Source organism: Oceanicola sp. D3 (assembly GCF_006351965.1).
In the GTDB taxonomy this organism is placed as follows: Bacteria; Pseudomonadota; Alphaproteobacteria; order Rhodobacterales; family Rhodobacteraceae; genus Vannielia.
This window is the reverse complement of the sequence record NZ_CP040932.1, coordinates 3,794,910-3,820,362: the sequence shown is the minus strand read 5'-3', so window position 1 is coordinate 3,820,362 and position 25,453 is coordinate 3,794,910. Positions and strand designations below refer to the sequence as shown.

Annotated in this window: 20 protein-coding genes; 16 read left to right on the top strand and 4 right to left on the bottom strand. The window is 65.8% G+C overall.

Annotated elements, in window-relative coordinates; all coding sequences use genetic code 11:
- The first annotated feature begins 39 nt into the window (after positions 1-39).
- The 5 genes from FHY55_RS19180 to FHY55_RS19160 all read left to right on the top strand — a co-directional run bounded on the left by FHY55_RS19180 (position 40) and on the right by FHY55_RS19160 (position 7,314).
- Complete coding sequence (locus FHY55_RS19180; RefSeq protein WP_140015717.1) at positions 40-4,329, top strand: RHS repeat-associated core domain-containing protein; 4,290 nt, start codon at positions 40-42, stop codon at positions 4,327-4,329.
- A 9-nt stretch (positions 4,330-4,338) separates the two neighbouring features.
- A complete protein-coding gene (locus FHY55_RS19175) occupies positions 4,339-4,839 on the top strand; it encodes a hypothetical protein (protein WP_140015716.1) in 501 nt (166 codons plus the stop codon).
- A gap of 60 nt (positions 4,840-4,899) precedes the next feature.
- On the top strand, positions 4,900-5,844 hold the full coding sequence (locus tag FHY55_RS19170; protein ID WP_140015715.1) for a putative zinc-binding metallopeptidase: 945 nt from the start codon (positions 4,900-4,902) through the stop codon (positions 5,842-5,844).
- A gap of 91 nt (positions 5,845-5,935) precedes the next feature.
- Entirely contained in the window at positions 5,936-6,859 is a 924-nt protein-coding gene (locus FHY55_RS19165; protein ID WP_140015714.1) for a helix-turn-helix transcriptional regulator, read from the top strand.
- Positions 6,856-7,314, top strand: coding sequence for a 3-hydroxyacyl-CoA dehydrogenase family protein (locus FHY55_RS19160; protein WP_140015713.1), 459 nt, complete (start codon positions 6,856-6,858; stop codon positions 7,312-7,314). The genes FHY55_RS19165 and FHY55_RS19160 overlap by 4 nt, the downstream gene beginning before the upstream one ends.
- A 57-nt stretch (positions 7,315-7,371) precedes the next feature.
- On the opposite strand, the gene FHY55_RS19155 is transcribed toward FHY55_RS19160, so the two are convergent.
- Entirely contained in the window at positions 7,372-8,286 is a 915-nt protein-coding gene (locus FHY55_RS19155) for a LysR family transcriptional regulator (protein ID WP_140015712.1), read from the bottom strand.
- A gap of 170 nt (positions 8,287-8,456) precedes the next feature.
- Here FHY55_RS19155 and chvE point away from each other — a divergent pair, with 170 nt between their 5' ends.
- From chvE to FHY55_RS19100, 11 genes are all read left to right on the top strand, one after another.
- Positions 8,457-9,509, top strand: a complete 1,053-nt coding sequence (gene chvE, locus FHY55_RS19150; RefSeq protein WP_140015711.1) for a multiple monosaccharide ABC transporter substrate-binding protein — start codon at positions 8,457-8,459, stop codon at positions 9,507-9,509.
- Positions 9,510-9,574: 65 nt separating this feature from the next.
- Positions 9,575-11,095: a multiple monosaccharide ABC transporter ATP-binding protein gene (mmsA, locus tag FHY55_RS19145; RefSeq protein ID WP_140015710.1), complete on the top strand. Its 1,521-nt coding sequence runs from the start codon at positions 9,575-9,577 to the stop codon at positions 11,093-11,095.
- A 9-nt stretch (positions 11,096-11,104) separates the two neighbouring features.
- Positions 11,105-12,337: a multiple monosaccharide ABC transporter permease gene (gene mmsB / locus FHY55_RS19140; RefSeq protein WP_140015709.1), complete on the top strand. Its 1,233-nt coding sequence runs from the start codon at positions 11,105-11,107 to the stop codon at positions 12,335-12,337.
- 3 nt (positions 12,338-12,340) lie between these two features.
- Positions 12,341-14,086, top strand: a complete 1,746-nt coding sequence (gene araD / locus FHY55_RS19135) for an L-arabinonate dehydratase (protein ID WP_140015708.1) — start codon at positions 12,341-12,343, stop codon at positions 14,084-14,086.
- Between the two features lie 67 nt (positions 14,087-14,153).
- On the top strand, positions 14,154-15,077 hold the full coding sequence (locus FHY55_RS19130) for a Gfo/Idh/MocA family protein (protein ID WP_140015707.1): 924 nt from the start codon (positions 14,154-14,156) through the stop codon (positions 15,075-15,077).
- Positions 15,074-16,084: an aldose epimerase family protein gene (locus tag FHY55_RS19125; protein ID WP_140015706.1), complete on the top strand. Its 1,011-nt coding sequence runs from the start codon at positions 15,074-15,076 to the stop codon at positions 16,082-16,084. Before FHY55_RS19130 ends, FHY55_RS19125 begins: the two co-directional genes overlap by 4 nt.
- Positions 16,085-16,098: 14 nt before the next feature.
- Positions 16,099-17,016, top strand: coding sequence for a dihydrodipicolinate synthase family protein (locus tag FHY55_RS19120; protein WP_140015705.1), 918 nt, complete (start codon positions 16,099-16,101; stop codon positions 17,014-17,016).
- Between the two features lie 8 nt (positions 17,017-17,024).
- Complete coding sequence (locus FHY55_RS19115; RefSeq protein ID WP_140015704.1) at positions 17,025-18,545, top strand: aldehyde dehydrogenase (NADP(+)); 1,521 nt, start codon at positions 17,025-17,027, stop codon at positions 18,543-18,545.
- Positions 18,546-18,552: 7 nt separating this feature from the next.
- Positions 18,553-19,455 carry a 2-dehydro-3-deoxygalactonokinase gene (locus FHY55_RS19110; RefSeq protein WP_140015703.1) on the top strand — a complete coding sequence of 301 codons (903 nt, stop codon included), beginning with the start codon at positions 18,553-18,555 and terminating at the stop codon, positions 19,453-19,455.
- Complete coding sequence (locus FHY55_RS19105) at positions 19,452-20,054, top strand: 2-dehydro-3-deoxy-6-phosphogalactonate aldolase (RefSeq protein WP_140015702.1); 603 nt, start codon at positions 19,452-19,454, stop codon at positions 20,052-20,054. The genes FHY55_RS19110 and FHY55_RS19105 overlap by 4 nt, the downstream gene beginning before the upstream one ends.
- Entirely contained in the window at positions 20,051-20,893 is an 843-nt protein-coding gene (locus tag FHY55_RS19100) for an SMP-30/gluconolactonase/LRE family protein (protein WP_140015701.1), read from the top strand. The genes FHY55_RS19105 and FHY55_RS19100 overlap by 4 nt, the downstream gene beginning before the upstream one ends.
- 79 nt (positions 20,894-20,972) lie before the next feature.
- Here FHY55_RS19100 and FHY55_RS19095 read toward each other — a convergent pair whose 3' ends face one another.
- From FHY55_RS19095 to araD (FHY55_RS19085), 3 genes are read right to left on the bottom strand one after another with little or no spacing between them, the layout of a single operon-like run.
- Positions 20,973-22,508 carry a UxaA family hydrolase gene (locus FHY55_RS19095; protein WP_254695371.1) on the bottom strand — a complete coding sequence of 512 codons (1,536 nt, stop codon included), beginning with the start codon at positions 22,506-22,508 and terminating at the stop codon, positions 20,973-20,975.
- 11 nt (positions 22,509-22,519) lie between these two features.
- Positions 22,520-23,719, bottom strand: coding sequence for a mandelate racemase/muconate lactonizing enzyme family protein (locus FHY55_RS19090; RefSeq protein WP_140015700.1), 1,200 nt, complete (start codon positions 23,717-23,719; stop codon positions 22,520-22,522).
- Entirely contained in the window at positions 23,719-25,449 is a 1,731-nt protein-coding gene (gene araD / locus FHY55_RS19085; protein ID WP_140015699.1) for an L-arabinonate dehydratase, read from the bottom strand. Before araD (FHY55_RS19085) ends, FHY55_RS19090 begins: the two co-directional genes overlap by 1 nt.
- Positions 25,450-25,453 lie beyond the last annotated feature (4 nt).

Below are 25,453 nucleotides of genomic sequence, written 5' to 3'. Positions count from 1 at the left end.
TAACCGTTCCTTTCTCTGGCCCTCGGAGGGCCGCAAGTCATGTCCGATGCAAAGCCGGCCGCCCGGCTGCTTGATCAGATCTCCCACACCTCCGCGCTCGCCGGGTTTCTCGGTGGGGCCATCCTTGGCGCTGTGGTCGGCGTGGCCATCGTTGCGGCCACCGTGGCCACCGGCGGCGCGGCACTGGCGGTGGTGGCGGCGGTGGGCGCGGGCGTGGCGGCAACGGGGGGCACGGCGCTTTTGGGCGGAGCGCTTGGCGCCACCTTCATGGGGCCACCATGCGGCACCATCTCGCCGCCCTGCGCGGTCAATGTCTTCGTCAACAACCGCCCGGCAGCGCGCTCGGTGCTCGACGGGGTGCTCTGCGCCATGCATGCGCCCGGCCCGCCCAAGCCCATCGCCACCGGCGCGGAGCGTGTTCATATCAACATGATGCCTGCCGCGCGGGTTGATGAAACCTCGGTTTGCGGCGCAAAGATTTCGCAGGGCTCGGAAAACGTGAGATACGGCGGTGCCTCGGTGCAGATGCTCGACATCCAGCCCGAGATCCCTGCGTGGATGACCACCACGGCACAGGTCATGGCCATCGGCGGCTCCATCGTTGCGGTGGGCGCCGGGGCGGCGGCGGCCTTCATGGCAGGCGGCACCTGTGCGCTCATCGGCTTTGCCGGTGAAACCATCGGCGGCCTGGCGCTTGGCTACGTTGGCAAAGAGGCGGGCGGCACCGTCGGCGAGCAGATCGGCGGCGAGCGCGGGCGCATCATCGGTGAGGCCACCGGCGAGTGGATCGGCGGCTTCTTCGGCGGCAGGCTCGGCGGGCGGATGTCGCGGGGCCACCCGGTTGACGTGGCCACCGGCGAGCTGTTCACCACTTCTGTCGATTTCACCCTGCCCGGCCCGCTGCCATTCGCCTTTTCGCGGGCCTGGATGTCGAGCTCCACCGAAACCGGGGCCAGCGGCAACCTCGGGGCAAAATGGGCCGATGTGCTGGGCCAGCGCCTGCTCTACTCGCCCGCACTCGATGCTTTCGCGCTGCGTCTGGAGGATGGCCGCCTTGCGCTGTTCCACGTGCCCGAGCCGGGCCGCCCCTCCGTCAACACCGTCGAGCGGCTCATTCTGGAGACAGACGGCAGCCGCTTTTCCGTTCGCGATTACAACGGCATCTCGCGCCACTTCGCGCCCGATCCCTACACGGCTGGCGGCTACCTGCTGTCGGGCTTCTCGGATCGCAACAACAACCGCATCTCAATCGAGCGCGACCGTCTGGGCCTGCTGACCCAGATGACAGGTTCGGCGGGCCATGTCGTCGGGTTTCACCACGACAGCTATGGCCGCCTTGTCGCCCTTGATGCGCCGCACCCCACCATTGAGGGCGAGCGCTTCGCACTGATGCGCTATGGCTACGATGCCGCGGGCAATCTCGCCCATGCCACCGATGCCGAAGGCAACGCCATCCGCTATGCCTATCACGCGGGCCAGATGGTCAGCGAAACCCGCAAGGGCGGGCTGCACTATGTGTTCGAGTGGGATGCCAGCTTTACCCGCGTCACCCGCACGTGGGGCCGCTCTGCCTCCGGCGCGATGGACCTGCTCAACCACGCCGCCTTCACCTATGACGAGCTTCACAGATGCAGCGTGGTCGCCGATGCGGACGGCCACGAAACGCGCTATTTCCACGACGGTGCAGGCCATGTGACGCTGGAGGTGGATCCGCTCGGGCGCGAGCGCCGGATGAGCTACGACAAAGCCGGCAACCTGCTGCGCACCGAAGAGCCCACCGGCGCGGCGGTGGAAAATGCCTATGACGACATGGGCCGTCTGGTGAAGGGCACCACCGAGAAGGGCGCGGTCTTTACCCAGACCATGCTCGATGTGCCGCCCACCGATATCCGCTTCGGCCTCGTGGCCTCCACCACCGACAGCCACCACGGCCCCACCAGCTACAGCTACGACGAGATCGGCAACTGCATGGCCGAGACCGATGCCACCGGTGCCGAAACCCGCTTTCTGCGCGATGAGCACGGCCGCAGGCTGGCCACGCTCGACGCCAAGGGCCCGCTCTGGCGCGGGCGCTACAGCGCTGGCGGCCTTCTGGTGGCCGAGGGCCCCGACGCGCTGGAGCGGTTCTATGAACGTGACAGGCTGGGCCGGGTTGTGCGCGAGCGCTACAGCGATGGGCGCGAGCTGCGCATCACCCTCGATCTGCTTGGCCAGCCGCTGGAGATAGATGAGGGCGCAGGCCGCATCACCCGGATGGAGCATGACCCGGACGGCAACATCGTGCGCCACATCACCGCCGAAGGCGCGGAAACCCGGCTGAGCTACGATGGTATCCGCCACCCTGTCCGCCGGGTCGAGCCCACCGGGGCCACCACTGTTTATACCTACGACAGCGAGTTTCGCCCGCTCACCGTCACCAATGCCGAGGGCGAGGTTTATCGGCTGGAGTATGACGCCGCGGGCGATCTGCTGCGGCAGGTGGCCTTTGACGGGCGCGAGACGCTGCTGGAGCTTTCCCCCGAAACCGGCGCGCTGGTGGCCTGGACAGAGGGTGGGCGGCGCACCGAGCAAACCGCCGATGTCTGGGGCAGGCCGCTCCAGCGCCGCCACGACGATGGCAGTTTCCACCGCTTCAGCTGGGCCGCGAATGGGCAGGTCGAAAAGGCGGTATCGCCCGGCGTGGTGGTGGGCTTCAGCTATGACGCGGCGGGCCGCGTGGTGGATGAAACCATCAACGGCGATACCACCACCCGCCGCTATGATCTGCGCGGGCGTGTAGAGGCGCTGCTGCTCCCCGATGGCCGCGAGATCACTCATGATTACGCCGATGATGGCAGCCCCGCTGCGCTCGCCCTCGATGGTCGCGAGCTCGCGCGCTTTTCGCACGATCCTCTCGGCCGCCTGAAAGGCATTGCCGCCGGGGCCGTTCACTTGCGGCACAGCTACGATGCGGGCGGGCGCCTTGCCGAGCGGGAGGTGCTGCACCACAGTGGCTCCGGCAGCTTCCGCCAATTGCTGCGGCGTGACTACGGCTGGACGGCCGAGGACACGCTGGCCGAACTGACCGACAGCCGCTTTGGCACCCGCACCTACAGCTATGACGCCGCCCAGCGGCTCACCGCCATTCAGGGCTGGTCGCCCGAGCACTTCGCCTACGATCAGGCCAACCACCTCATCGCCGCCACCACGCCCGAAAGCCCCACCACTTCCTTGGCGATCCGCCAGAACGCCGGGCAGGTGCGGGTGATGGGTGACCACCACTTCAGCTATGATGCCGAGGGCAACATGGTGGAAGACTGGTCAGGCGCACGTCAGAACACCCGCCGCACCTATACCTACGACGGGGCCGGGAGGCTCAGCGAAGCGCGCATCACCACTTGGGAAAGCGAGGTCACCGCCAGCTACACCTACGACGCCTTCAACCGCCGCATCTCCAAAACCCTGCGCACCCACCGAGACTCTGCCAACGACGGCGCAGGCGCGGACAGCATTCAAACCACCCGGTTCTACTGGTGTGGCGACGATATGATCGGCGAGAGCACCGCAGTCGGGGCAGGAGCTGAGGCGGAGGCCGATATCACGCCCTGCCAGCGGCTTTATATCTATCACCCCGGCAAGTTCGTTCCGCTCTTCCTCGTCGAGAACGGCGCGCATTATCTCTACGACACCGACCACCTCGGCACGCCGCAGGCGCTGTTTGACGCGAAGGGTGGCATGGTCTGGTCGGCGCAGTATCGCGCCTATGGGCGGGCACAGGTCATGGAGCCCGGCGGCCTATCTCAGCCTCTGCGTGCGCCCGGCCAGTATCACGACCCCGAAACCGGCCTGCACTACAACCGCAACCGCTACCTGCACCCCGAGCTTGGTCGCTACACCCAACCCGACCCAATCGGCCTGCTGGGCGGCGAAAACCTCTATGGCTACCCAACCAACCCGACAGGCGCGATCGACTTCTTCGGCCTCACGCCGCTCGATCAGGGGGGCTATTCGCTCTACCACATCACCAATGGCGCCGGTGATGTCGTCTATGTCGGCATCACCAACGACCCAGCCGTCCGCCGCTCGGGCCACACCGGCACTGGGCGGCTCGGCCGGGGCTACCAGATGAACGTGGTCGAGCGGAATTTGACTTACGCGCAGGCCCGTGGTTACGAACAGGCCGACATCAGGCACTACGGCACCCGCGATACCAGCCGCATCGGCCAGCCCTATCAGGCCGGCGATCCCAACCGGGTCTGGTCCTATGCCGAAGGTCGAAACGACGCCCGCGCCCAGGCGTTTCAAGAACACGAACGGCAGCGCACCGCCGGCTACGGCGGCTGCGGATGAGGAGAGCAGATGCCACGGATGCCCAAGATCAAACCCGGCCAGTATTTTTCGGCCCCGCTGCTCGGCGGGGGCTATGGCTACGGATATTTCACCCACGTCTATGAAAACTTCATCTTCTTCTGCGACGTCTTCGACCGCATGGGCGAAAGCCCCGATCTGCCCGCCGACATCGACGATAGCCCGCTGCTGATCACCGATATGGCGATCGGCGGCGAGGAGTTTACGCTGAAGCCGGAAGAGGCCGAGGAATTCGGCGGCAAATGGGTGCTGCACAAGGCGCCGATGCGCGAGGGCGCGGCGCTGCATCAGCCGCTGCGGATCATGGGCACCAAGGTCGTTGATCTCAGCGAGGCCGCGCCCGACCGTCCCGCCACGCCCGCCGAGCTGGAGAGTCTCGGCAAGCTAGGCCACCCCTTCCCGCCGACCACGCACAACATGATCGAGGTCGCGCTGCGGCGGATCGACGTGAACCCGGATGACTTCTACCCGAAGGACTTCCCGAAAAACTGAGCCTCCCGGGCGGAACCCGCGCCGGTTTCAACCGTTGAGGGCCGATCCCCGGAGGCTTCCATGCAAATCTTCCACTGCCCCGACTGCGCCGCTCAGGTGTGGTTCAACAACACCTTCTGCCCAAACGGCCACCCGCTGCACTTCGACCCCGATGCGCAGGTGATGACCCATGGCGACGATTGCGCTCGCCGCGTGGCCATCGGCTGCAACTGGCGGGCCGAGGGGGCAGGGGAGCTGTGCCGCTCCTGCGCGATGACAGAGGTGATCCCCGATCCCGAGGTGGAAGGGGCCGAAAGCCGGCTTGCCCGCACCGAGGCCGCCAAGCGCTGGGTGCTGGCCGGGCTGTTGCGCTGGGGCTGGTTCGGCCCCGCCGATCACGGCCCCGCCCCCCGCTTCGATCTGGTCGCCGACCGCACCCGCCACGGGCCGGAAGACATCATCATGGGCCACGCCGATGGGCTCATCACCCTCGATGTGGCCGAATCCAGCCGCGCGGTGCAGGAAGAGCGCCGCGAGCAGTTGGCCGAAGATTACCGCACCATGTCGGGCCATCTGCGCCACGAGCTGGCGCATTACCTCTTCATGCGTCTCAGTCAGGATGATCCGGGCTTTGCCCCCGCCTTCCGGGCCCTCTTTGGCGACGAGCGGGTCGACTATGGCGAGGCGCTCAAGGCGCATTATGACAATCCCAAGCCCGCGGGCGGCACCCACATCACCAGCTACGCCACTGCGCACCCGCATGAGGACTGGGCCGAGACGGTGGCCCACTTGCTGCACCTGACCGACCTTGTCGACAGCGGCTGGGCCGTGGCCCTCGCGCCCGGCGGCGATGGCTATGCCGAGCCCGATGCGCTGGCCCTGATCGAACGCGCCGCCGATTTCGCCATGCGCGTCAACCACGTCAACCGCGCGCTCGACCTCCCCGATCTCTACCCCTTCGTGCTCACCGACGCGGTGCGCGACAAGCTCGCCTTCGCCCATGGGGCGCTGCGCCGGGGAGGGTAGGCGCGAATTTCGTTGAAGCCGCCCGGCGGATCGTCCATCTTGTGCACTATAATTCACACGATGGATTGACGGGCACCAAACGCGGCAGGACATGAGCGAGATCACCAACTTTCAGGGCGAGGCGACCGATGCGCTTGCCGCCGACGAGATGGAGGCCGCCGTCGACCGTCTGATCGCGCGGGTGGGCGAGCGCGTGCGCAAGGCCCGCGAGCTGCGCGGGCTGCCCCGGCGGGTGGTGTCAGAGCTGTCCGGCGTCTCGCCGCGCTATCTGGCGCAGCTTGAGGCCGGAGAGGGCAATATCTCCATCGGCCTGCTCAAGCGCGTCGCCGTGGCGCTCGATCACCGGATCGAATGGCTGGTGGGCGAGGATGACCCGTGGACTTCGGAGGCCATGCGCGTCGCCGATCTGTTTTCCTCCTCGTCCGCCGATGTGCGCAGCCGCGTGCTCGACCTGCTCAGCCCCGAGCCCCCGGGCCGCCTGCGCGGCCAGCGGATTTGCCTCATCGGCCTGCGCGGAGCCGGAAAATCCACGCTCGGTGCGGCGCTTGGCGCCCGCCTCGGCCTGCCTTTCATCGAGCTCAACCGCGAGATCGAAGAGCAATCGGGCATGCCGGTGAACGAGGTGATGGCGCTCTACGGGCAGGAGGGTTACCGCAAGCTGGAGGCGCAGGCGGTGAGCCGCATCACTGCCACCCATGAGGCCCTGATCCTCGCCGTCGCCGGCGGTATCGTCGCCGAGCCTGATACCTACAAAAGCCTGCTGTCGCAGTTTCATACGGTCTGGCTCAAGGCCTCGCCCGAAGAGCATATGGGCCGGGTGCGGGCGCAGGGCGATACGCGGCCCATGGCGGGCAATCCCGAGGCGATGGAGCAGCTCAAAAGCATCCTGCGTTCGCGCGAGGCGCTCTATGAGCGGGCCGAGGCGCAGCTCGACACATCGGGCCAAGCCTTCGAGGCAACGCTCGACGCGCTGGAGGCGCTGGTGCGCGAGCGCGGCTTTCTCACCAGCGAATGACCAGCACTATAATTCATGACGCCACCGCCCGGCTTCTGGCCGTGAGCCATGCCGAGGTGGAGGCGCTGCTGCTCGAAGGCTCCAACCCGTGGGAGTTGGACGAGGCGCTGGAGGCGGGCGGCATGGCGCAAGGCCCCTGCGCCATGCAGGACCAGATCGGCCTTGATGTGATCGCCGCCGCGCGCACCGAGCCCTTTCTCGTGGCAGACAGGATGGTGGCCGAGGGGCGGCTGGGCCGGAAGGTGGGCGTGGGCTGGTTCCGCTACCCCGGCGGCGGTGGCGCGGTGGTGGACCCGCTGGTCGAAGACCTGATCCGCGAAGAGGCGCATTTTGCCGGGCGGGAATGGCGCGAGCTGAGCGCCGATGTGATCCGGGCGCGGTATTTCGCGGCGATGGACCTCGCCTCGCGCGATATGCCGCCCGAAGCCCGCGCCGCGCTGGGTTTGCCCGGCTGACCGCCTCTTCGCCCCGGCCGGGGCGAAGACGCCTCGAAGGGCGGATGAGCCCTCTCCTCACAACCGCCGAAACACCTCCTGCATTACCCGCTCCGCCGCGCGGTGCATCTGCTGGCTGCGGTTGTGGATCACGAAATAGGGCGCCACGGCCAGTGCATCGGCCAGTTCCAGCGTGGCAAAGCTGTCTCCTATCCGGTTGCGGGTGATCACATCCGCCACTTCCTGGCTTTGCGGGGCAATCGCATCGGTGCCGCCGAGGATCGACAGCACCACCAGCAGGGACGATGAATTGGTGATCCGCTCCGGCGCGCCCAGCCCGGCGGCATGAAAGGCCCCGTCCATCGCCACCCGGATCGGCGTGCCGAGATCCTGAATCACCCATTCATAATCCCGCAGCTCCGCCAGCCGCCGCGGCGCGCCAAGCGCCGGGTGCCCGGCCCGCACCACAAGGCTCACCACCTCGTTGCGCGCCGGGTAAATGGCAAACTGGCGGCTGTCGTATTCCGGCGGCAAGCGACAGATGACAAAGTCAAACCGCCCCTCCTCCAGCCCCCGCACCAACTGCCCTGAAGGCCCCACCTCGATGGTGGCCTGAATGTCCGGCGCGGCCTCCCGCACCGCCTGAATGGCAGGCACCAGCACCCCCACCGTCGGCCCGGTCACCGAGCCCACCCGCACCTCGCCGCTCTCTCCGGCGCGCAGCCCGGCCACCTCGCTCTCAAGGCTTTCCAGCTCGCTCAGGATCACTCGGGCGTGGCGCAGAAAGGTCTCGCCCAGCAGGGTCGGCTCCATGCCCTTGGGGTGGCGGGCAAAGAGCGGCGCACCCACCTCGGCCTCGATTTCGGCAAGCACGCGGGAGGCGGCGGGCTGGCTCATCGCCAGCATATGCGCGGCCGTCTGCAACTGCCGCGTCTCCCCGATCCGCTGGATCAGCATCAGCTGCCTCGGTTTCAGCCGCCCGGCCAGATCCATGCGCCGCCCTCATAACAAAACTGATATGCACATCGCGCATAATCGCATTTTACAGTCATGTAAACGCCGGGCTATCGGAAGGGCATGGGCGCTTCACGGCCCCACAACAGGGAGATGTGCGCATGCAGGGGCTGGGAGGCCCGCCAAGCGCACGCATTTGGAGGAAACAAATGAATATCAAGACCCTTCTCGCCTCGGCTGCGGCCGTGGTGTCGCTGGCCGCTGGCGCCTATGCCGAAGGCACCGTTGGCATCGCCATGCCCACCAAATCCTCGGCCCGCTGGATCTCGGACGGTGAGTCCATGGTCAAGCAATTCGAAGAGGCCGGTTATGAAACCGACCTGCAATACGCCGAAGATGACATCCCCAACCAGCTCGCCCAGATCGAGAACATGATCACCAAGGGCGTCGACGTGCTGGTCATCGCCGCCATCGACGGCACCACCCTCTCCAACGCGCTGGAAAACGCCGCCGCCTCCGGCATCAAGGTCATCGCCTATGACCGCCTGATCCGCGACTCCGGCAACGTCGACTATTACGCCACCTTCGACAACTTCAAGGTTGGCGTGCAGCAGGCTTCCTCCCTCGTGGACGGCCTCAAAGAGCGCTTCGGCGACGGCCCCTACAACGTCGAACTCTTCGGCGGCAGCCCGGACGACAACAACGCCTACTTCTTCTACGATGGCGCGATGTCGGTGCTTCAGCCGCTGATCGATGACGGCACCATCAACATCGTCTCCGGCCAGATGGGCATGGATACCGTCGGCACCCTGCGTTGGGATGGCGCGGTGGCTCAGGCCCGGATGGATAACCTCCTCTCCGCTCATTACACCGACAAGCAGGTGCACGGCGTTCTCTCGCCTTACGATGGTCTCTCCATCGGCATCCTGTCATCCCTCAAGGGCGTCGGCTACGGCTCGGGCGACCTGAAGATGCCCATCGTGTCCGGTCAGGACGCCGAGGTGCCCTCGGTCAAGTCGATCCTCGCCGGTGAGCAGTATTCCACCGTCTTCAAGGACACCCGTGAACTGGCCCGCGTTACGGTGGGCATGGTTGATGCGGTGCTCGGCGGTGGCGAGCCCGAGATCAACGACACCGAAACCTATGACAACGGCGTCAAGGTTGTGCCGTCCTACCTGCTCGAGCCCGTCTCCGTCGACGCGAGCAACTGGGAAGAGATCCTGATCGGCTCCGGCTACTACAGCGAAGACCAGATCAAGTAATCCCTACGGGGGTTCCTCTGGGGCCTGCGCTCGCGCGGGCCCCAACCAAGGCGGAGGCAAAGCGAATGACAGCGCTGCTTGAAATGCGCTCGATCACCAAGGAATTCCCCGGCGTGAAGGCTCTCGATACCGTCAATCTGACGGTGAAAGAGGGCGAAATTCATGCGCTGGTGGGAGAGAACGGTGCGGGCAAATCCACCCTGATGAAGGTGCTTTCCGGCGTTTATCCCGTCGGCACCTACGAGGGCGAAATCCATTACGAAGGCGCGCTGGCCGAGTTTCGAAACATCTCCGACAGCGAGGCGCGCGGCGTCATCATCATCCACCAGGAGCTGGCGCTTGTGCCGCTGCTCTCGATTGCCGAAAACCTGTTTCTCGGCAACGAACGCGCCAAGGGCGGCGTCATCGACTGGCGCGATACCAACAAGCGCACCGAGGAACTCTTGCGCAAGGTCGGCCTCAAGGAGCCACCGACCACGCAGGTCGATTCCATCGGCGTCGGCAAGCAGCAACTCGTCGAGATCGCAAAGGCGCTTTCCAAAGAGGTGAAGCTACTCATCCTCGATGAGCCCACCGCCGCGCTTTCGGAATCCGATAGCCAGGCCCTGCTCGATCTCATGCTGGAGCTCAAGCAACAGGGCGTCACCCAGATCATCATAAGCCACAAGCTCAACGAAGTGCGCCGCGTGGCCGATACCGTCACCGTCATCCGCGACGGCACCACCGTGTCCACCATGGATGCCCGTGAGGGCGGCATCACCGAAGATCGCATCGTGCATGACATGGTGGGCCGCGACATGGCCAACCGCTACCCCGCCCGCGCCCGCCGCTCCGGCGACATGCTGATGGAGGTGAAAGACTGGAACGTCTGGCACCCCGAGCACGCCGAACGGCAGGTGATCAAAAACGCCAACTTCACTGTTCGCGCTGGCGAAGTCGTCGGCATCGCGGGGCTCATGGGGTCGGGCCGCACCGAGCTTGCGATGAGCATCTTCGGGCGCAGCTACGGGCGCAACGTTTCCGGCAGCGTCGAAATCAGCGGCCAGCCGGTCGACACTTCCAACGTCCCCCGCGCCATTCAGGCCGGGCTGGCCTATGTGACCGAAGACCGCAAATCGCTTGGCCTGATCCTCGAAGAAACGATCCAGCGCAACATCACCCTCACCAACCTCCCCGAGGTGGCCAATGCGGGTGTGCTGAACGAGGCAGAAGAAACCAAGGTTGCCGAGAAGTATCGCGCCGCGATGAACATCCGCACGCCCTCGGTGTTCCAGAAGGTGATGAACCTCTCGGGCGGCAACCAGCAAAAGGTGGCGCTCTCCAAATGGCTCTTTGCCGAGCCCGAGGTGCTCATTCTCGACGAACCCACACGCGGCATCGACGTGGGCGCCAAGTTCGAGATCTACGGCATCATCAACGAACTCTCCGAGCAGGGCAAAGGGGTCATCATGATCTCCTCCGAAATGCCCGAACTGCTCGGCATGTGTGACCGCATCTATGTGATGAACGAAGGGGCTCTCGTCGGTGAACTCACCGCCGAAGAGGCCAGCCAGGAGCGCATCATGTCGCTCATCGTGACCGATTGAGGAAGACCCATGGCAATCGCTGAAGACACAGAAACCCACGCCCCCAAGAGCATCGGAAGCTACCTGAAGAGCCACCTGCGCGAGTATGGCCTGCTCTTCGCGCTGATCTTCATCATGGTCTTCTTCCAGATCGTGACAGACGGCACCCTGTTCCGCGCGGTGAACATCACCAACCTGATGCTGCAAAACAGCTACATCATCATCATGGCCCTTGGCATGCTGGTGGTGATCGTCTCGGGCAATATCGACCTCTCGGTTGGCTCCGTCATGGGCTTCATCGGAGCGCTTGCGGCGGTGATGATCGTCAACTGGGGCTGGAATATCTATGCCACCGGCCTGATCTGCCTCGTCGCGGGCGGGCTGATCGGGGCGGCGCAGGGCTATTGGGTCGCCTATTGGAAGGTGCCCAGCTTTATCGTCACGCTGGCCGGGATGCTGGTGTTTCGCGGCGCCTCGCTCTGGCTGCTCGAAGGCCAGTCCGTCGGCCCCTTCCCGCGTGAATTTCAGGTCATCGCAAACGGCTTCATCCCCGATCTTTTTCCGGCGAGCCTTGGCGAAAGCCTCGCAGGCCTCTTTGGCGCGCGGCAGGTCAACGTGCTGGCCCTGCTCACCGGCGTTGTCGCCGCAGGCATCATCACATGGCTCGGCATGCGCAAACGCGCTCGAAACAAGGCCTATGGTATCGAGGATGAGCCCAAGAGCTTCTTCGTCGCCCGCAACCTGATCGTCTCTGCCGCGCTGATCTTCATCTGCTACAAGCTCGCCACCTTCCGGGGCCTGCCCAACGTGCTCATCACCATGGGCGTGCTGACGGTGATCTACGCTTTCGTTACCGAGCAAACCACTATCGGGCGGCGCGTCTATGCCCTTGGCGGCAACGAGAAGGCCGCCAAGCTCTCGGGCATCAAGACAGAGCGGCTCACCTTCCTCGCCTTCGCCAACATGGGTGTGCTCGCCGCCATCGCGGGCCTCGTCTACGCCGCCCGCCTCAACACCGCCACCCCCAAGGCCGGCTTCGCGCTGGAGCTCGACGTGATCGCAGCTGTCTTCATCGGCGGCGCATCCATGTCGGGCGGGGTTGGCAAGATCGTTGGCGCGGTCGTCGGGGCCTTCCTCATGGGTGTGCTCAACAACGGCATGTCGATCATGGGCATCGGCATCGACTATCAACAGATGATCAAGGGCCTCGTGCTGCTCGCCGCCGTGCTCTTCGACGTCTACAATAAATCAAAGCAGGGCTGATTCATGGCTTTCCAACCCGCAGACTGGCCCCGCAAACTCCGCTCGCAAGAGTGGTATGGCGGCAATTCCCGCGACACGATCTATCACCGTGGCTGGCTCAAGAACCAAGGCTACCCGCATGATCTGTTCGACGGTCGCCCGATCATCGGCATCCTCAACACATGGTCAGAGCTGACGCCTTGCAACGGCTCGCACGTGAAAGAGCTGGTCGAAAAGGTGAAGGCCGGCATCTGGGAGGCTGGCGGCTTCCCCGTCGAGGTGCCCGTGTTCTCGGCCTCCGAAAACACCTACCGCCCCACCGCCATGATGTTCCGCAACCTCGCCGCCCTCTCGGTGGAGGAAACCATTCGCGGCCAGCCGATCGACGGCTGCGTGCTGATGGTCGGCTGCGACAAGACAACGCCGAGCCTCATGATGGGCGCGGCCTCTGTCGACCTGCCCGCCATCGTCGTCACCGGCGGCCCCATGCTCAACGGCTATTTCCAGGGTGAGCGCGTCGGCTCCGGCACCCACCTGTGGAAGTTCTCGGAGGATGTGAAGGCCGGGAAGATGACGCAGGAGGAGTTTCTCGAGGCCGAGCAAAGCATGTCGCGGTCCACCGGCACCTGCAACACCATGGGCACCGCCTCGTCGATGGCGAGCATGGCCGAAGCCCTCGGCATGGCTCTCTCCGGCAACGCGGCGATCCCGGCGGTCGACAGCCGCCGCCGCGTCATGGCCCAGCTCTCCGGCCGCCGCATCGTCCAGATGGTGAAGGACGATCTGAAGCCATCCGACGTGATGACCAAGCAGGCCTTCGAAAACGCCATCCGCACCAACGCCGCCATCGGCGGCTCCACCAACGCGGTGATCCACCTGCTCGCCATGGCGGGCCGCTGTGGCGTGGACCTGACGCTGGAAGATTGGGACCGCTGCGGGCGCGACATCCCCACCATCGTCAACCTCATGCCCTCCGGCAAATACCTGATGGAAGAGTTCTTCTACGCCGGTGGCCTTCCCGTGGTGCTGAAACGCCTTGGCGAAGCGGGCGTGCTCCACCGCGACGCGCTCACCGTCTCCGGCACCGGCATCTGGGACGAGGTGAAGGACGCCGTGAACCACAACGAAGATGTCATCCTCCCCGCCGCAAACGCCCTGACACAATCGGGCGGCATCGTCGTGCTCAAGGGCAACCTCGCCCCCGGCGGCGCGGTGCTCAAGCCCTCCGCCGCCACGCCTGCGCTCCTGCAACACAAGGGCCGCGCCGTGGTCTTCGAGGATATCGACGACTACAAGGCCCGCATCAACGACGATGCGCTCGACATAGACGAAACCTGCATCATGGTGATGAAGAACTGCGGCCCCAAGGGCTATCCCGGCATGGCCGAGGTCGGCAACATGGGCCTGCCGCCCAAGGTGCTGAAGAAGGGCATAACCGACATGGTCCGCATCTCCGATGCCCGCATGTCGGGCACCGCCTATGGCACGGTGATCCTGCACACCTCCCCCGAGGCGGCAGCCGGTGGCCCGCTCGCGGTGGTGCAGAGCGGTGACATGATCGAGGTCGACGTGGAGGGCCGCCGCCTCCACCTCGACATCCCCGAGGCCGAACTCACCGAGCGCCTCGCCGCATGGCAGCCCACCCACGAACAACCTGCATCCGGCTACGCATGGCTACACCAGCAGCACGTCATGGGGGCAGATACAGGCGCCGACCTCGACTTCCTCCAAGGCTGCCGTGGCAACGAGGTGGGCCGCGACTCGCACTAGTAGGGTGGGCAATCTGCCCACCTTCCGGGGGCAATCTGCCCACCATTCGAACCAACCGGAGACCATCATGGAAATCGCCCTCGTCGGCATCGGCAAGATCGCGGTGGATCAACACGTCCCCTCCATCGCCGCCTCTCCCGATTGGGAACTGGCCGCCACCGTCTCGCGGAATGGCAGCGTGGAGGGCGTCGCCGCCTACACCCAGCTCTCCGAGATGCTGGAGGCGCACCCCGAAATCCGCGTGGTCTCGCTCTGCGTGCCGCCCGTCCCGCGCTTTGCGCTCGCCGCAGAGGCCCTCCGCGCGGGCCGCCACGTCATGCTTGAGAAGCCCCCCGGTGCGACCCTCTCGGAATGCCACACGCTGGAGGCGCTGGCCCGTGAGAACCGCGTCACTCTCTACGCCTCATGGCACAGCCGCGAGGCCGCAATGGTGCCCGCAGCAAAGGCATGGCTGGCCGACAAGACGCTCAAAAACTTCACCGTCACGTGGAAGGAAGACGTGCGCCGCTGGCACCCGGGGCAAGAGTGGATCTGGCAGCCCGGCGGCCTCGGCGTGTTCGACCCGGGCATCAACGCCCTCTCCATCGTCACCGAGATCCTGCCTGAGCCAATCCACCTCACCGCCGCCACGCTAGAGGTGCCGTCCAACTGCCAAGCCCCCATCGGCGCAACCCTCGCCTTCGCCCACCCCACGGCGCAGGTAAACATGACCTTCGACTGGCGCCAAACCGGCGACCAGACATGGGAAATCGAGGCTGAAACGAGCCAAGGCACCCTCAAGCTGCTCGACGGCGGCGCACGCATGCAGATCGACGGGCAGGAGCAGGGCGAGGACGCGGATGCGCTCAAGGGCGAATACCCGCGCCTCTACGCCAACCTCGCCCGCCTCGTTGCCGCAGGCGAGATCGACATGGACCTGCGTCCCATGCGCCACGTCGCCGATGCCTTCACCCTTGGCCACCGCACTCTGACGGAGCCCTTCATCGAATGACCCCCGATCAGAATCGCGAAATCTTCGCCACCACCCCCGAGGGCGATACCGTCGAGATCGTCACCCTCACCAATGGCCCCGCCACTGCCCGCGTGATGACATGGGGCGCAACCCTTCAGGACTTCCGCCTTGAGGGGGGCGAGCACAGCCTCGTCCTCGGCTCGCCCACCTTCGAGCCCTACCGCACGGGGATGAAGAACTACGGCGCAGTGGTTGGCCGCGCCGCCAACCGCATCGCCGGTGGCAAGGCCCCGCTCAACGGCCAGATCATCCAGTTGGAAACCAACGAAGCAGGCCGCACCGCCATCCACGGCGGCTCCGATGGCTGCGGCTACGTCAACTGGTCCCTCGCCAGCAGCACCGAAACCTCCGCCACCTTCACCATCACGCTGGCAGACGGGCAGGCGGGCTACCCCGGCAACCTCACGCTCAACGCCACCTATGCGCTCGACGACGAAGGTGCCCTGACGCTGGAGATCACCGGCACCACCGACGCGCCCACCCTCTGCAACATCGCGCATCACAGCTACTGGAACCTCGACGGCACCCCTTCCCTCGACGGCCACACCCTGCACGTCGATGCCGACAGTTACCTTGCCGTCGATGCCCACAAGATCCCGCAGAACGGCCCCATCCCCGTGGCCGGCACCCGCTTCGATTTTCGCCAGCCCCGAGCCATCACCACGCCCGAGGATGATCCCAAGCTCGATCACAACTTCTGCCTGCGCCTTCCCGGCACCCAGATGCACCCCGCGTGCACCCTGCGCGCGGGCGAGCTGCAACTGGAGATCGACACCACCGAACCCGGCCTGCAAGTCTACGATGGCTCCGGCCTGAACTCGCAGGCCCCCGGCCACGCGGGCGCGCCTTATGGCCCCCATGCAGGCGTGGCGATCGAGCCGCAACACTGGCCCGACGCGCCCAACCACCCGGACTATCCGCAAATCACCCTTTCGCCGGGCGAGACCTACCGACAGGTCTCCCGGTTCCATGTCACCCGCATCTGACGTAAGGACGACACATGCAAAACCCACTTACCGGAATCCTCCCCGTCGCCCCCACGCCCTTCACCGCCGAAGGCGCGGTGGATGAAGAGGGCATGCGCCGCGTCCTCGATTGCATGATCGATCAGGGCGTCGATGCCATCTGCATCCTCGCCAACTATTCCGAGCAATTCGTGCTCTCCGACGAAGAGCGCGCCCTGCTCACCCGCGTCTCCATCGAGCATGTCGCTGGCCGCGTTCCGGTGATCGTCACCGTCTCGCATTTCTCCACCCAAATCGTGGTGGACCGCGCCAAATATGCCGAGAGCCTCGGCGCCTCCATGCTGATGATGATGCCCCCCTATCACGGCGTCGGCCTCGTGCCCGCCGAGGCCGGGATCATGGAACATTTCCAGGCTGTTAGCGACGCAATCAACATCCCGATCATGGTGCAGGACGCCCCGCTGTCCGGCGTCTCCCTCCCCGTGCCCACGCTGGTGCGCATGGCCAAGGAGATCGAGCATGTGTCCTACTTCAAGATCGAAACCCCCTTCGCCGCCGACAAGCTCGCCGCGCTGATCGAGCAGGGCGGTGATGCCATCGTTGGGCCGTTCGATGGCGAAGAGGCCGTGACCCTTCTGGCTGACCTCGACGCAGGCTGCACCGGCACCATGACCTCGGCGCTCCAGCCCGAGCTGATCGGCCCCATCGTCGTCAACTACCTCGACGGCGACCATGACGCCGCGCTCACCGGCTGGAAGCGCTGCCTCCCCCTCATCAACCACGAAAACCGTCAATGCGGCCTCCGCGCCGCCAAGACGGTGATGATGGAGGGCGGCGTGATCGGCTCCGACCACGTCCGCCATCCGCTGAAACCCATGTCGCAGCGCACGAAGTCGCGCCTGCTGCAACTGTCCAAAGAACTTGATTTGATCGCCCTGAAATGGGGCAAGTGAGGAGAGAAATGAGCTTTACCCCCAAGTCCAAACACCTTGTCGCCGGCGAATGGCTGGATGGCCCCTCGACCTTCAAATCCGAGCCCGCCCACGGCGAGGCTTTCGACTATCCGGTCGGCACGCCCGATCTGGTGAACAAGGCCTGCGAAGCCGCTGAAGAAGCCTTCTGGACCTACGGCTATTCCTCCCGCGAAACCCGCGCCAAGTTTCTCGATACCATCGCCGACGAGATCGAGGCGCGCGGTGACGAGATCACCGAGATCGGCACCTCCGAGACCGGCCTGCCCGAGGCCCGCCTGCAGGGCGAGCGCGGCCGCACCACCGGCCAGCTCCGCCTCTTCGCGTCGCACATCCGCGACGGCGGCTATCTCGACGTGCGCCATGACGAGGCGCTGCCCGACCGTGCGCCGCTGCCCCGGCCCGACCTGAAGATGGTCCAGCGCCCGATCGGCCCGGTTGCGGTGTTCGGCGCCTCCAACTTCCCGCTCGCCTTCTCCACCGCCGGGGGCGACACCGCCGCCGCGCTGGCTGCTGGCTGCCCGGTCGTGGTCAAGGGCCACTCCGCCCACCCCGGTACCGGCGAGATCGTGGCGCAAGCCATTGATGCGGCGATCAAGAAATGCGGCATCCACCCCGGCGTCTTCTCCCTGATCCAGGGCGGCAAGCGTGACGTGGGCACCACCCTCGTCGAGCACCCGCTGATCAAGGCCGTGGGCTTCACCGGCTCGCTTGGCGGTGGCCGCGCGCTCTTCAACCTCTGCGCCGCCCGCCCCGAGCCGATCCCCTTCTTCGGTGAGCTTGGCTCGGTCAACCCGATGTTCGTGCTTCCCGAGGCCGCCAAGGCGCGTGGCGCGGCGATGGGCGAGGGCTGGGCCGGATCGCTCACCATGGGCGCAGGCCAGTTCTGCACCAACCCCGGCATCGCCGTGGTTGAAAAGGGCGCCGATGGCGACGCCTTTGTTTCTGCCGCCAAGGAGGCGCTCGAAAAGGCCGCACCGCAGGTCATGCTCACCGACGGCATCGCCCAAGCCTACAAGGACGGCAAATCCCGCTTTGATGGCCGCAACGCCGTGCAGCCCCTGCTGACCAACGAGGACGAGGGCCGCAACGCCTCTCCCAACCTCTACGAGACCGACGCAGAGGCCTACCTGCAAGACCACGCCCTTGGCGAAGAGGTCTTCGGCCCGCTCGGGCTGGTGGTGCGCGTCTCCGGCAAGGACGAGATGGAGACACTGGCAAAGGGCTTCGAAGGTCAGCTCACCGCCACCATCCACATGGATGAGGGCGACACCGAGCGCGCCAAGGCGCTGATGCCGATCCTCGAGCGCAAGGCTGGCCGCCTGCTGGTCAACGGCTTTCCGACCGGCGTGGAAGTGGCTGACACCATGGTTCACGGCGGCCCCTACCCGGCGTCGACGAACTTCGGCGCAACCTCTGTGGGCACCCTCTCGATCCGCCGCTTCCTGCGCCCGGTGTGCTACCAGAACATGCCCGACGCGATCCTCCCCGAAGATCTCGCCGGAGCCTGACAGGCACATGAAAACAAGCTGGATCGCGGCCGATTGGGGCACCTCCAACCTCCGTCTCTGGGCCATCGGCCCGGAGGGGGAGGTGAGCGGCCGCGAAACCTCTGACGCGGGCATGGGCGGGCTCACAGCGGATGGGTATGAGCCTGCCTTGCTCGCCCTCGCCGAAAAGTACCTCGGCGATGGCCCGACCGAAGTGCTGATCTGCGGCATGGCAGGCGCGCGCCAAGGCTGGGTTGAAGCCCCATATGGGGCCGTGCCCTGCAAGCCCTCGGGCCTCGCGCCGGTGACGGCCCCCACCACCGACCCGCGCCTCAGCGTGCGCATCCTGCCCGGCGTCAGCCAAGCCGAGCCCGCCGATGTGATGCGCGGCGAGGAAACCCAGGTCGCGGGCTTTCTTGCAGGCCACCCCGATTTCGATGGCATCCTCTGCCTGCCCGGCACCCACTCCAAATGGGTGCATATCTCGGCGGGCGAGATCGTCAGCTTCCGCACCTTCATGACCGGCGAGATCTTCTCGTTGCTCTCCTCCCAATCGGTGCTGCGCCACTCGCTCCACGACGAGGGCTGGGATGACGCCGCCTTTGCCGAAGCCGCGGCAGATGCCATGTCACGCCCCGAGCGGATGGCCTCTTCGCTCTTCTCGCTCCGCGCCGCCTCCCTGCTCACCGGCCTCGCTCCCGGCACGGCGCGCGCGCGGCTCTCGGGCACGCTCATCGGCCTGGAGCTGGCCGCCTCGCGCCCCTATTGGCTCGGCCAGCGCGTGGTGCTCATCGGTGGCCCGCTGCTGACCCAGCCCTACGCCAAGGCGCTCTCTGCCCAAGGCGTCGCCCCTGAAAGCCATGATGGCGAGCACCTCGCCCTCGCGGGCCTCACCGCCGCCCGCATCGCCCTGACCGGAACCGCCCAATGACCCGAAACCTCATCGCCATCCTGCGCGGCCTCAAACCCTCCGAGGCGCTGCCCGTGACCGAGGCGCTGATCGCCGCCGGGATCACCAAGATCGAGGTGCCGCTCAACTCGCCCCAGCCGCTCAAGAGCATCGCCGCTATGGCCAAGGCCTTCCCCAAGGCGGTGATCGGCGCGGGCACGGTGCTGACGCCCAAGCAGGTGGTGGACGTCTCCGCCACCGGCGCGCGCCTCGTGGTCTCTCCCGATACCAACCCCCGCGTGATCGACACCACCGTGGCGGCGGGGATGGAAAGTTACCCCGGTTGCATGACCCCCACCGAGGCCTTCACCGCCCTGCGCCACGGCGCAACGGGACTCAAGCTCTTCCCCGGTTCTCTGGTCGGCCCCGCTGGGCTGAAGGCCATGCTCGCCGTGCTGCCAGAGGGCACAGAGGTGCTGGCGGTTGGCGGAGCAGGGCCGGATAACTTCGCCGAATGGGCGGCAGCGGGCATTTCCGGCTTTGGCATCGGCTCGGCGCTCTATAAGCCCGGCGACAGCGCCGAAGCGGTGGCCGAGAAGGCCGCCGGTATCGTGGCGGCCTATGATGCGGTGATGGCATGAGCACGGTCTACGACACTCGCGCCTGCCGCCTTGGCGAAGGCCCGCTGTGGCACCCGCAGCGCGCCCAGCTCTTCTGGTTCGACATCCTCGGCAACCGCCTGCTGACCCGGGGCGACGACGGCCCGCATGAGTGGACCTTCTCCGAGCATGTCTCCGCCGCTGGCTGGATGTCGCAAGAGGTGCTCTTCATGGCATCCGAAACCGAGCTCTTCACCTTCGATCTCGCCACCGGCGTGCGCGAGAGCGTGCTGCCGCTGGAAGCAGATAACCCCGTCACCCGCTCCAACGACGGCCGCGCCGACCCGATGGGCGGCTTCTGGATCGGGACAATGGGCAAGAAGGAGGAGAAGGGGGCAGGGGCGATCTACCGCTACTACAAGGGCGAGCTGCGCCAGCTCTACAGCGGCATCACCGTCAGCAATTCCATCTGCTTCGCCCCCGGCGGTCGCGCCGCCTATTGGGCCGACACGCCGACGCACCAGATCATGCGCACCCCGCTCGACGCCGAGGGCTGGCCGTCGGGCGCGCCGGAGGTGTTCGTGGACCTGAGCGCAGAGGGCCTCTACCCTGATGGCTCGGTGGTGGATAGCGAAGGCGCGCTCTGGAACGCCCAATGGGGCGCGGGTCGGGTGGTGCGCTACCTGTCCGACGGCACGCCGGATCGCGTCATCGAGGTCGGCGGCGAAAAATCCACCTGCCCGGCGTTCGGCGGCGAGGGGCTGACCACGCTCTACGTCACCACGGCCTGCGGCGGCATGAAGAAAGACGGCAAGCAGGGCGTCACCTACGAGGCCCCCGCCGGCGTGGCCGGGATGCCAGAGCCGCAGGTGATCCTCTAACCCGCGAGGACGCCTCGAAGGGCGGACGAGCAGCCCCACGCCAGCTCATCAAGCCCCCCCGGGGCTTTCTTCGCCCGTGCTATCCCGTCACCCCGATCGGCCAGGGCGCAAACTCTTCCTCGCCCACACCCAGCGCCTCGCTCTTCGACTTCTCGCCCGAGGCCACCGCCAGCATCTTCTCGAAAATCTCCTGCCCCACCTCGTCGAGCGATTTCTCACCGTCGATCACCGTGCCGCAGTTCACGTCCATGTCGCCCGTCATCCGGGTAAACATGGGGGTATTCGTCGCCAGCTTGATGGTGGGCGCGGGCATCGAGCCAAAGCAGCTCCCCCGCCCGGTGGTGAAGCACACAAGGTTTGCCCCGCCCGCAATCTGCCCGGTGGCGCTCACCGGGTCGTAGCCCGGCGTATCCATTATAACGAGGCCCTTTTCCTCTACCGGATGCGCATATTCATACACCGCGTTGATCCCCGTAGAGCCACCCTTCTTCGAGCCGCCCAGCGACTTCTCGATCACATTGGCCAAGCCACCCGCATTGTTCCCCGGCGAGACCCGCCCGTTCATCTGCACATCGCGGCCCTCGTTGTATTTCAGCCACCAGTTGATCCGCTCGATGAATTTCTGCCCCACCTCCGGCGTCTTTGCCCGCGCGGTCAGCGTATGCTCCACGCCATAAAGCTCCGGCGTCTCGCTCAAAATCGCGGTGCCGCCGTGCTTCACCAGAATATCCACTGCCTTCCCAAGCGCCGGGTTCGCACTCAGGCCGGAAAACCCGTCAGACCCGCCGCACTGCAAGCCAACCATCAGGTGCTCCGCGCTCACTGGCTCCCGCTCAATCGCATTGGCCTCGTCCAGCATCTCGCGGATCACCCGCTTGCCTTCCTCCACCGCCGCCGCCGTGCCGCCGACATGCTGCATGGTGATCGCCCGCAGCATCTTGCCGCTCTCAAGGCTCTCCTTCTCGAAGAACTCGCCCAGATTGTTCCGCTCACACCCGAGCGAACACACCAGCGCCCCCGCCGTGTTCGGGTGCCGGATATACCCGGCAAGCGTCCGCCGCAGTAGGTCCATCGGCTCACCGGTCATCTCCATCCCGCAGCCCTGCTGGTGAACAAAGGCCACCACGCCATCGACGTTCGGCCACTTCTCCAGCCGCTCCTCGTCGAAATAGGCAGAAATCTTGCGGGCCACCGTGGCCGAGCAATTCACCGTGATGAAAATCCCGATGTAATTGCGCGTGCCAATCCGCCCATCCTTGCGCCGGATCCCCATGAACCGCGCGCGCTCCGTCTCGGGCAGCACCGGCGTTTCAACGTAGTCTTTTGAAAAGCGGTAATCTTTCTGGAAGTCATCGACGAGCACATTGTGCGAGTGCAGCCACGTCCCCGGCGCAATATCCTCGCCCGCAAAGCCGATGATGGTGGCGTATTTCAGCACCGGCTCGCCCTTCTTGATCTCCCGCGTGGCGATCTTGTGGCCCAGCGGCACCTCTTGCAGCGCCACCACACCCTCGCTCGCCACCGCGGTTCCGGCGGCAATCTCCACCCGCGCGACAACCACGTTATCCGCCTCGTCCAAGCGGATCACCGGGGACCGTTCCATCACGTCGCTCATCTGATCAATCCCTATCCTTGGGCCGCGCTAAAACTCTGCTCGGCCTGTGTCCAGCCCCGTGCCTGTTCGCTCAGCGTAAAGCCCAGCCCGGGGCGGTCGGGCACATGCATCTTGCCGCCCGAAATCTCCAGCCGCTCGTCAAACAGCGGCTCCCACCATTCAAAATGCTCCACCCAGCCCTCGCTGCCAAAGGCAGCGGCGGCATGAACGTGCAGCTCCATCACCATATGCGGCGCCAGCTCGATCCGCGCCGCCTCGGCCATGGTCATCACCTTCAGCATCGGGGTGAACCCGCCAATCCGGCACACATCCACCTGGCTCACATCGCAGCCGCCCTTGCCGATCAGGTCAAAGTGCTCCTGCTGCGAGGTCAGCATCTCGCCCGTGGCCACCGGGGTCGCCAGATTGCGGGCCAGCTCGGCGTGGCCGTCAAAATCCCAAGCGTCCAGCGGCTCCTCGATAAAGGCCAGCCCCATGCCATCCACAACCCGGCCGAACTGCAAGGCATAGGCCCGGTCCCACTGCTGGTTGGCGTCGATCATCAGGGCGATATGCTCGGGCAAATGCGCCCGCATCGCATCAATCCGCTTGAGGTCTTCCTGCCCGTCCGGCTGGCCGACCTTCATCTTGATCCCGCCGATTCCCTTGGCAATCGAGGCCTCCGCCGCCGCTTTCATCTCGTCAATCGACGCCTGCAAATACTGCCCCGACGAATTGTAGATCCGCACAGAATCCCGATGCGCGCCAAACAGCTTGGCCAGCGGCAGGCCCGCCCGCCGCGCCTTCATGTCCCAAAGCGCCGTGTCAAACGCACAGATCGCCTGATAGCTCATCCCACCGCGCCCCAGCGAAATCCCCTGCCAGGCCAGCCGCTCCCAGATGCGCGAAATATCGTTCGGGTCTTGCCCGATCACAAAGGGCGCCAGCTCGCAGCCAAGCGCATACATCCCCGCACCGCCAGCCCGGAGCGTGTAGGAAAACCCGAGGCCGGTGTGCCCCTCAGCGCTCGCGATCTCCACCATCAGCAGATCCAGCGCCGCCAGCGGGCTTTGCCGCCCGGTCAGCACCTTGGCGTCACTGATCGGCTTGTCCATCGGCACCACCACGTGGCGCAGGGTCAGGCTCTCGATGCGGTCGCTCTGAAAGCGCGGTTTATGCCCGGCCATGGGAGGCCGCGCAGCGATGCGGCGCTCGCTCAGGTCGAGCCCCATCAGTTGATCTCCGGTTCCGGCACAGGAGCGCCGAAGTCGGTGCGCAGGTAGTCGAAGTCACAGCCCTTGTCGGCCTGTTCAATGTGCTGGCTGAACATCGCGCCATAGCCGCGCTCATAGCGCGGGGCAGGGGGCGTCCACGCCTTGCGCCGCTCGGCCAGCTCTTCGTCGGACACTTCCATTTCCAGCTTCCGCCCCGGAATATCCAACACCACCATGTCACCCGTCTTCAGCAGCGCCAGCGGCCCGCCCACATAGGCTTCGGGGGCAATATGCAGCACGCAGGCGCCATAGCTCGTGCCGCTCATCCGCGCGTCAGACATCCGCACCATGTCCCGAATGCCCTGCTTCAGCAGCGCCTTGGGCATTGGCAGCATGCCCCACTCCGGCATCCCCGGCCCGCCCTGCGGCCCGGCGTTGCGCAGCACCAGCACGGTGTCGGCACTCATCGGGTGGTCTTCGTCGTTGATGATCTCTTTCAGCTCGGCGTAGCTGTCGGCCACCAGCGCCGGTCCGCGATGTTGGTAGAAATCCGGGTTGCAGGCAGCGGGCTTTATCACCGCGCCGTCGGGCGCAAGGTTGCCCTTCAACACCGCCAGCGAGCCTTCGTGATACACCGGGTTGCTCAGGGGCCGGATCACATCGTCATTGAAGTTCTTCGCCCCTTCGATGTTATCGCCAACCGACTTGCCAGTGACGGTCATCGCGCCAAGCTCCAGCTTGTCGCCCAGCTCATTCATCAGCGCAGGCAGCCCGCCCGCATAGAAGAAATCTTCCATCAGATACTTGTCGCCCGAGGGCCGCAGGTTCGCCAGCACCGGCACCTCGTGGCCAATGGCGTCGAACTCATCCAGCGTCAGGTCAATCCCCGCCCGCCGCGCCATCGCCAGCAGGTGGATCACGGCGTTGGTGCTGCACCCTGTCGCCATCGCCACCCGCACCGCGTTGCGCGTGGCCTCCCAAGTGATCACCTTCTCCGGCGTCAGGTCTTCCCAGACCATCTCCACCGCCCGCCGTCCACTGGCAGCCGCCATCCGCTTGTGGCCCGCGTCAGGTGCGGGGATGCTCGACGCACCCGGCAGGCACAGCCCAAACCCTTCCGCAATCGACATCATCGTAGAGGCCGTGCCCATCGTCATGCAGGTGCCGTAGCTGCGGGCGATTCCGCCCTCCACGCCATCCCACTCTGCCTTGCCGATGGTGCCCGCGCGCCGCTCGTCCCAGTATTTCCAGACGTCAGTGCCCGAGCCCAGCTTCTGCCCCGCGTAATTGCCCCGCAGCATCGCGCCCGCAGGCATGAAGATGAATGGAATCCCCATGGATATCGCGCCCATCACGAGGGCAGGGGTGGATTTGTCACAGCCCCCCATCAGCACCGCGCCATCCACCGGATGCGAGCGCAGCACCTCCTCCACCTCCATCGCGCCGAAGTTGCGATAGAGCATCGAGGTGGGCTTCAGGAACTGCTCGGAGAAGCTCTGCACCGGCATCTCCACCGGCATCCCGCCCGCCTGATACACCCCCTTCTTCACAAACTCGGCCCTGTCGCGCAGGTGGTGGTGGCAAGGCGAAAGATCCGACCACGTGTTGATGATCGCGATAACCGGCTTGCCCTCCCAGTCATTGCCATCCAGCCCCATCTGCCGCGCACGCGAGCGGTGGCCCATCGAGCGCAGGTCATCGGGGGCGAACCAACGGGCGGAACGCAGGTCTTCAGGCTTCTTGGTCATCGCG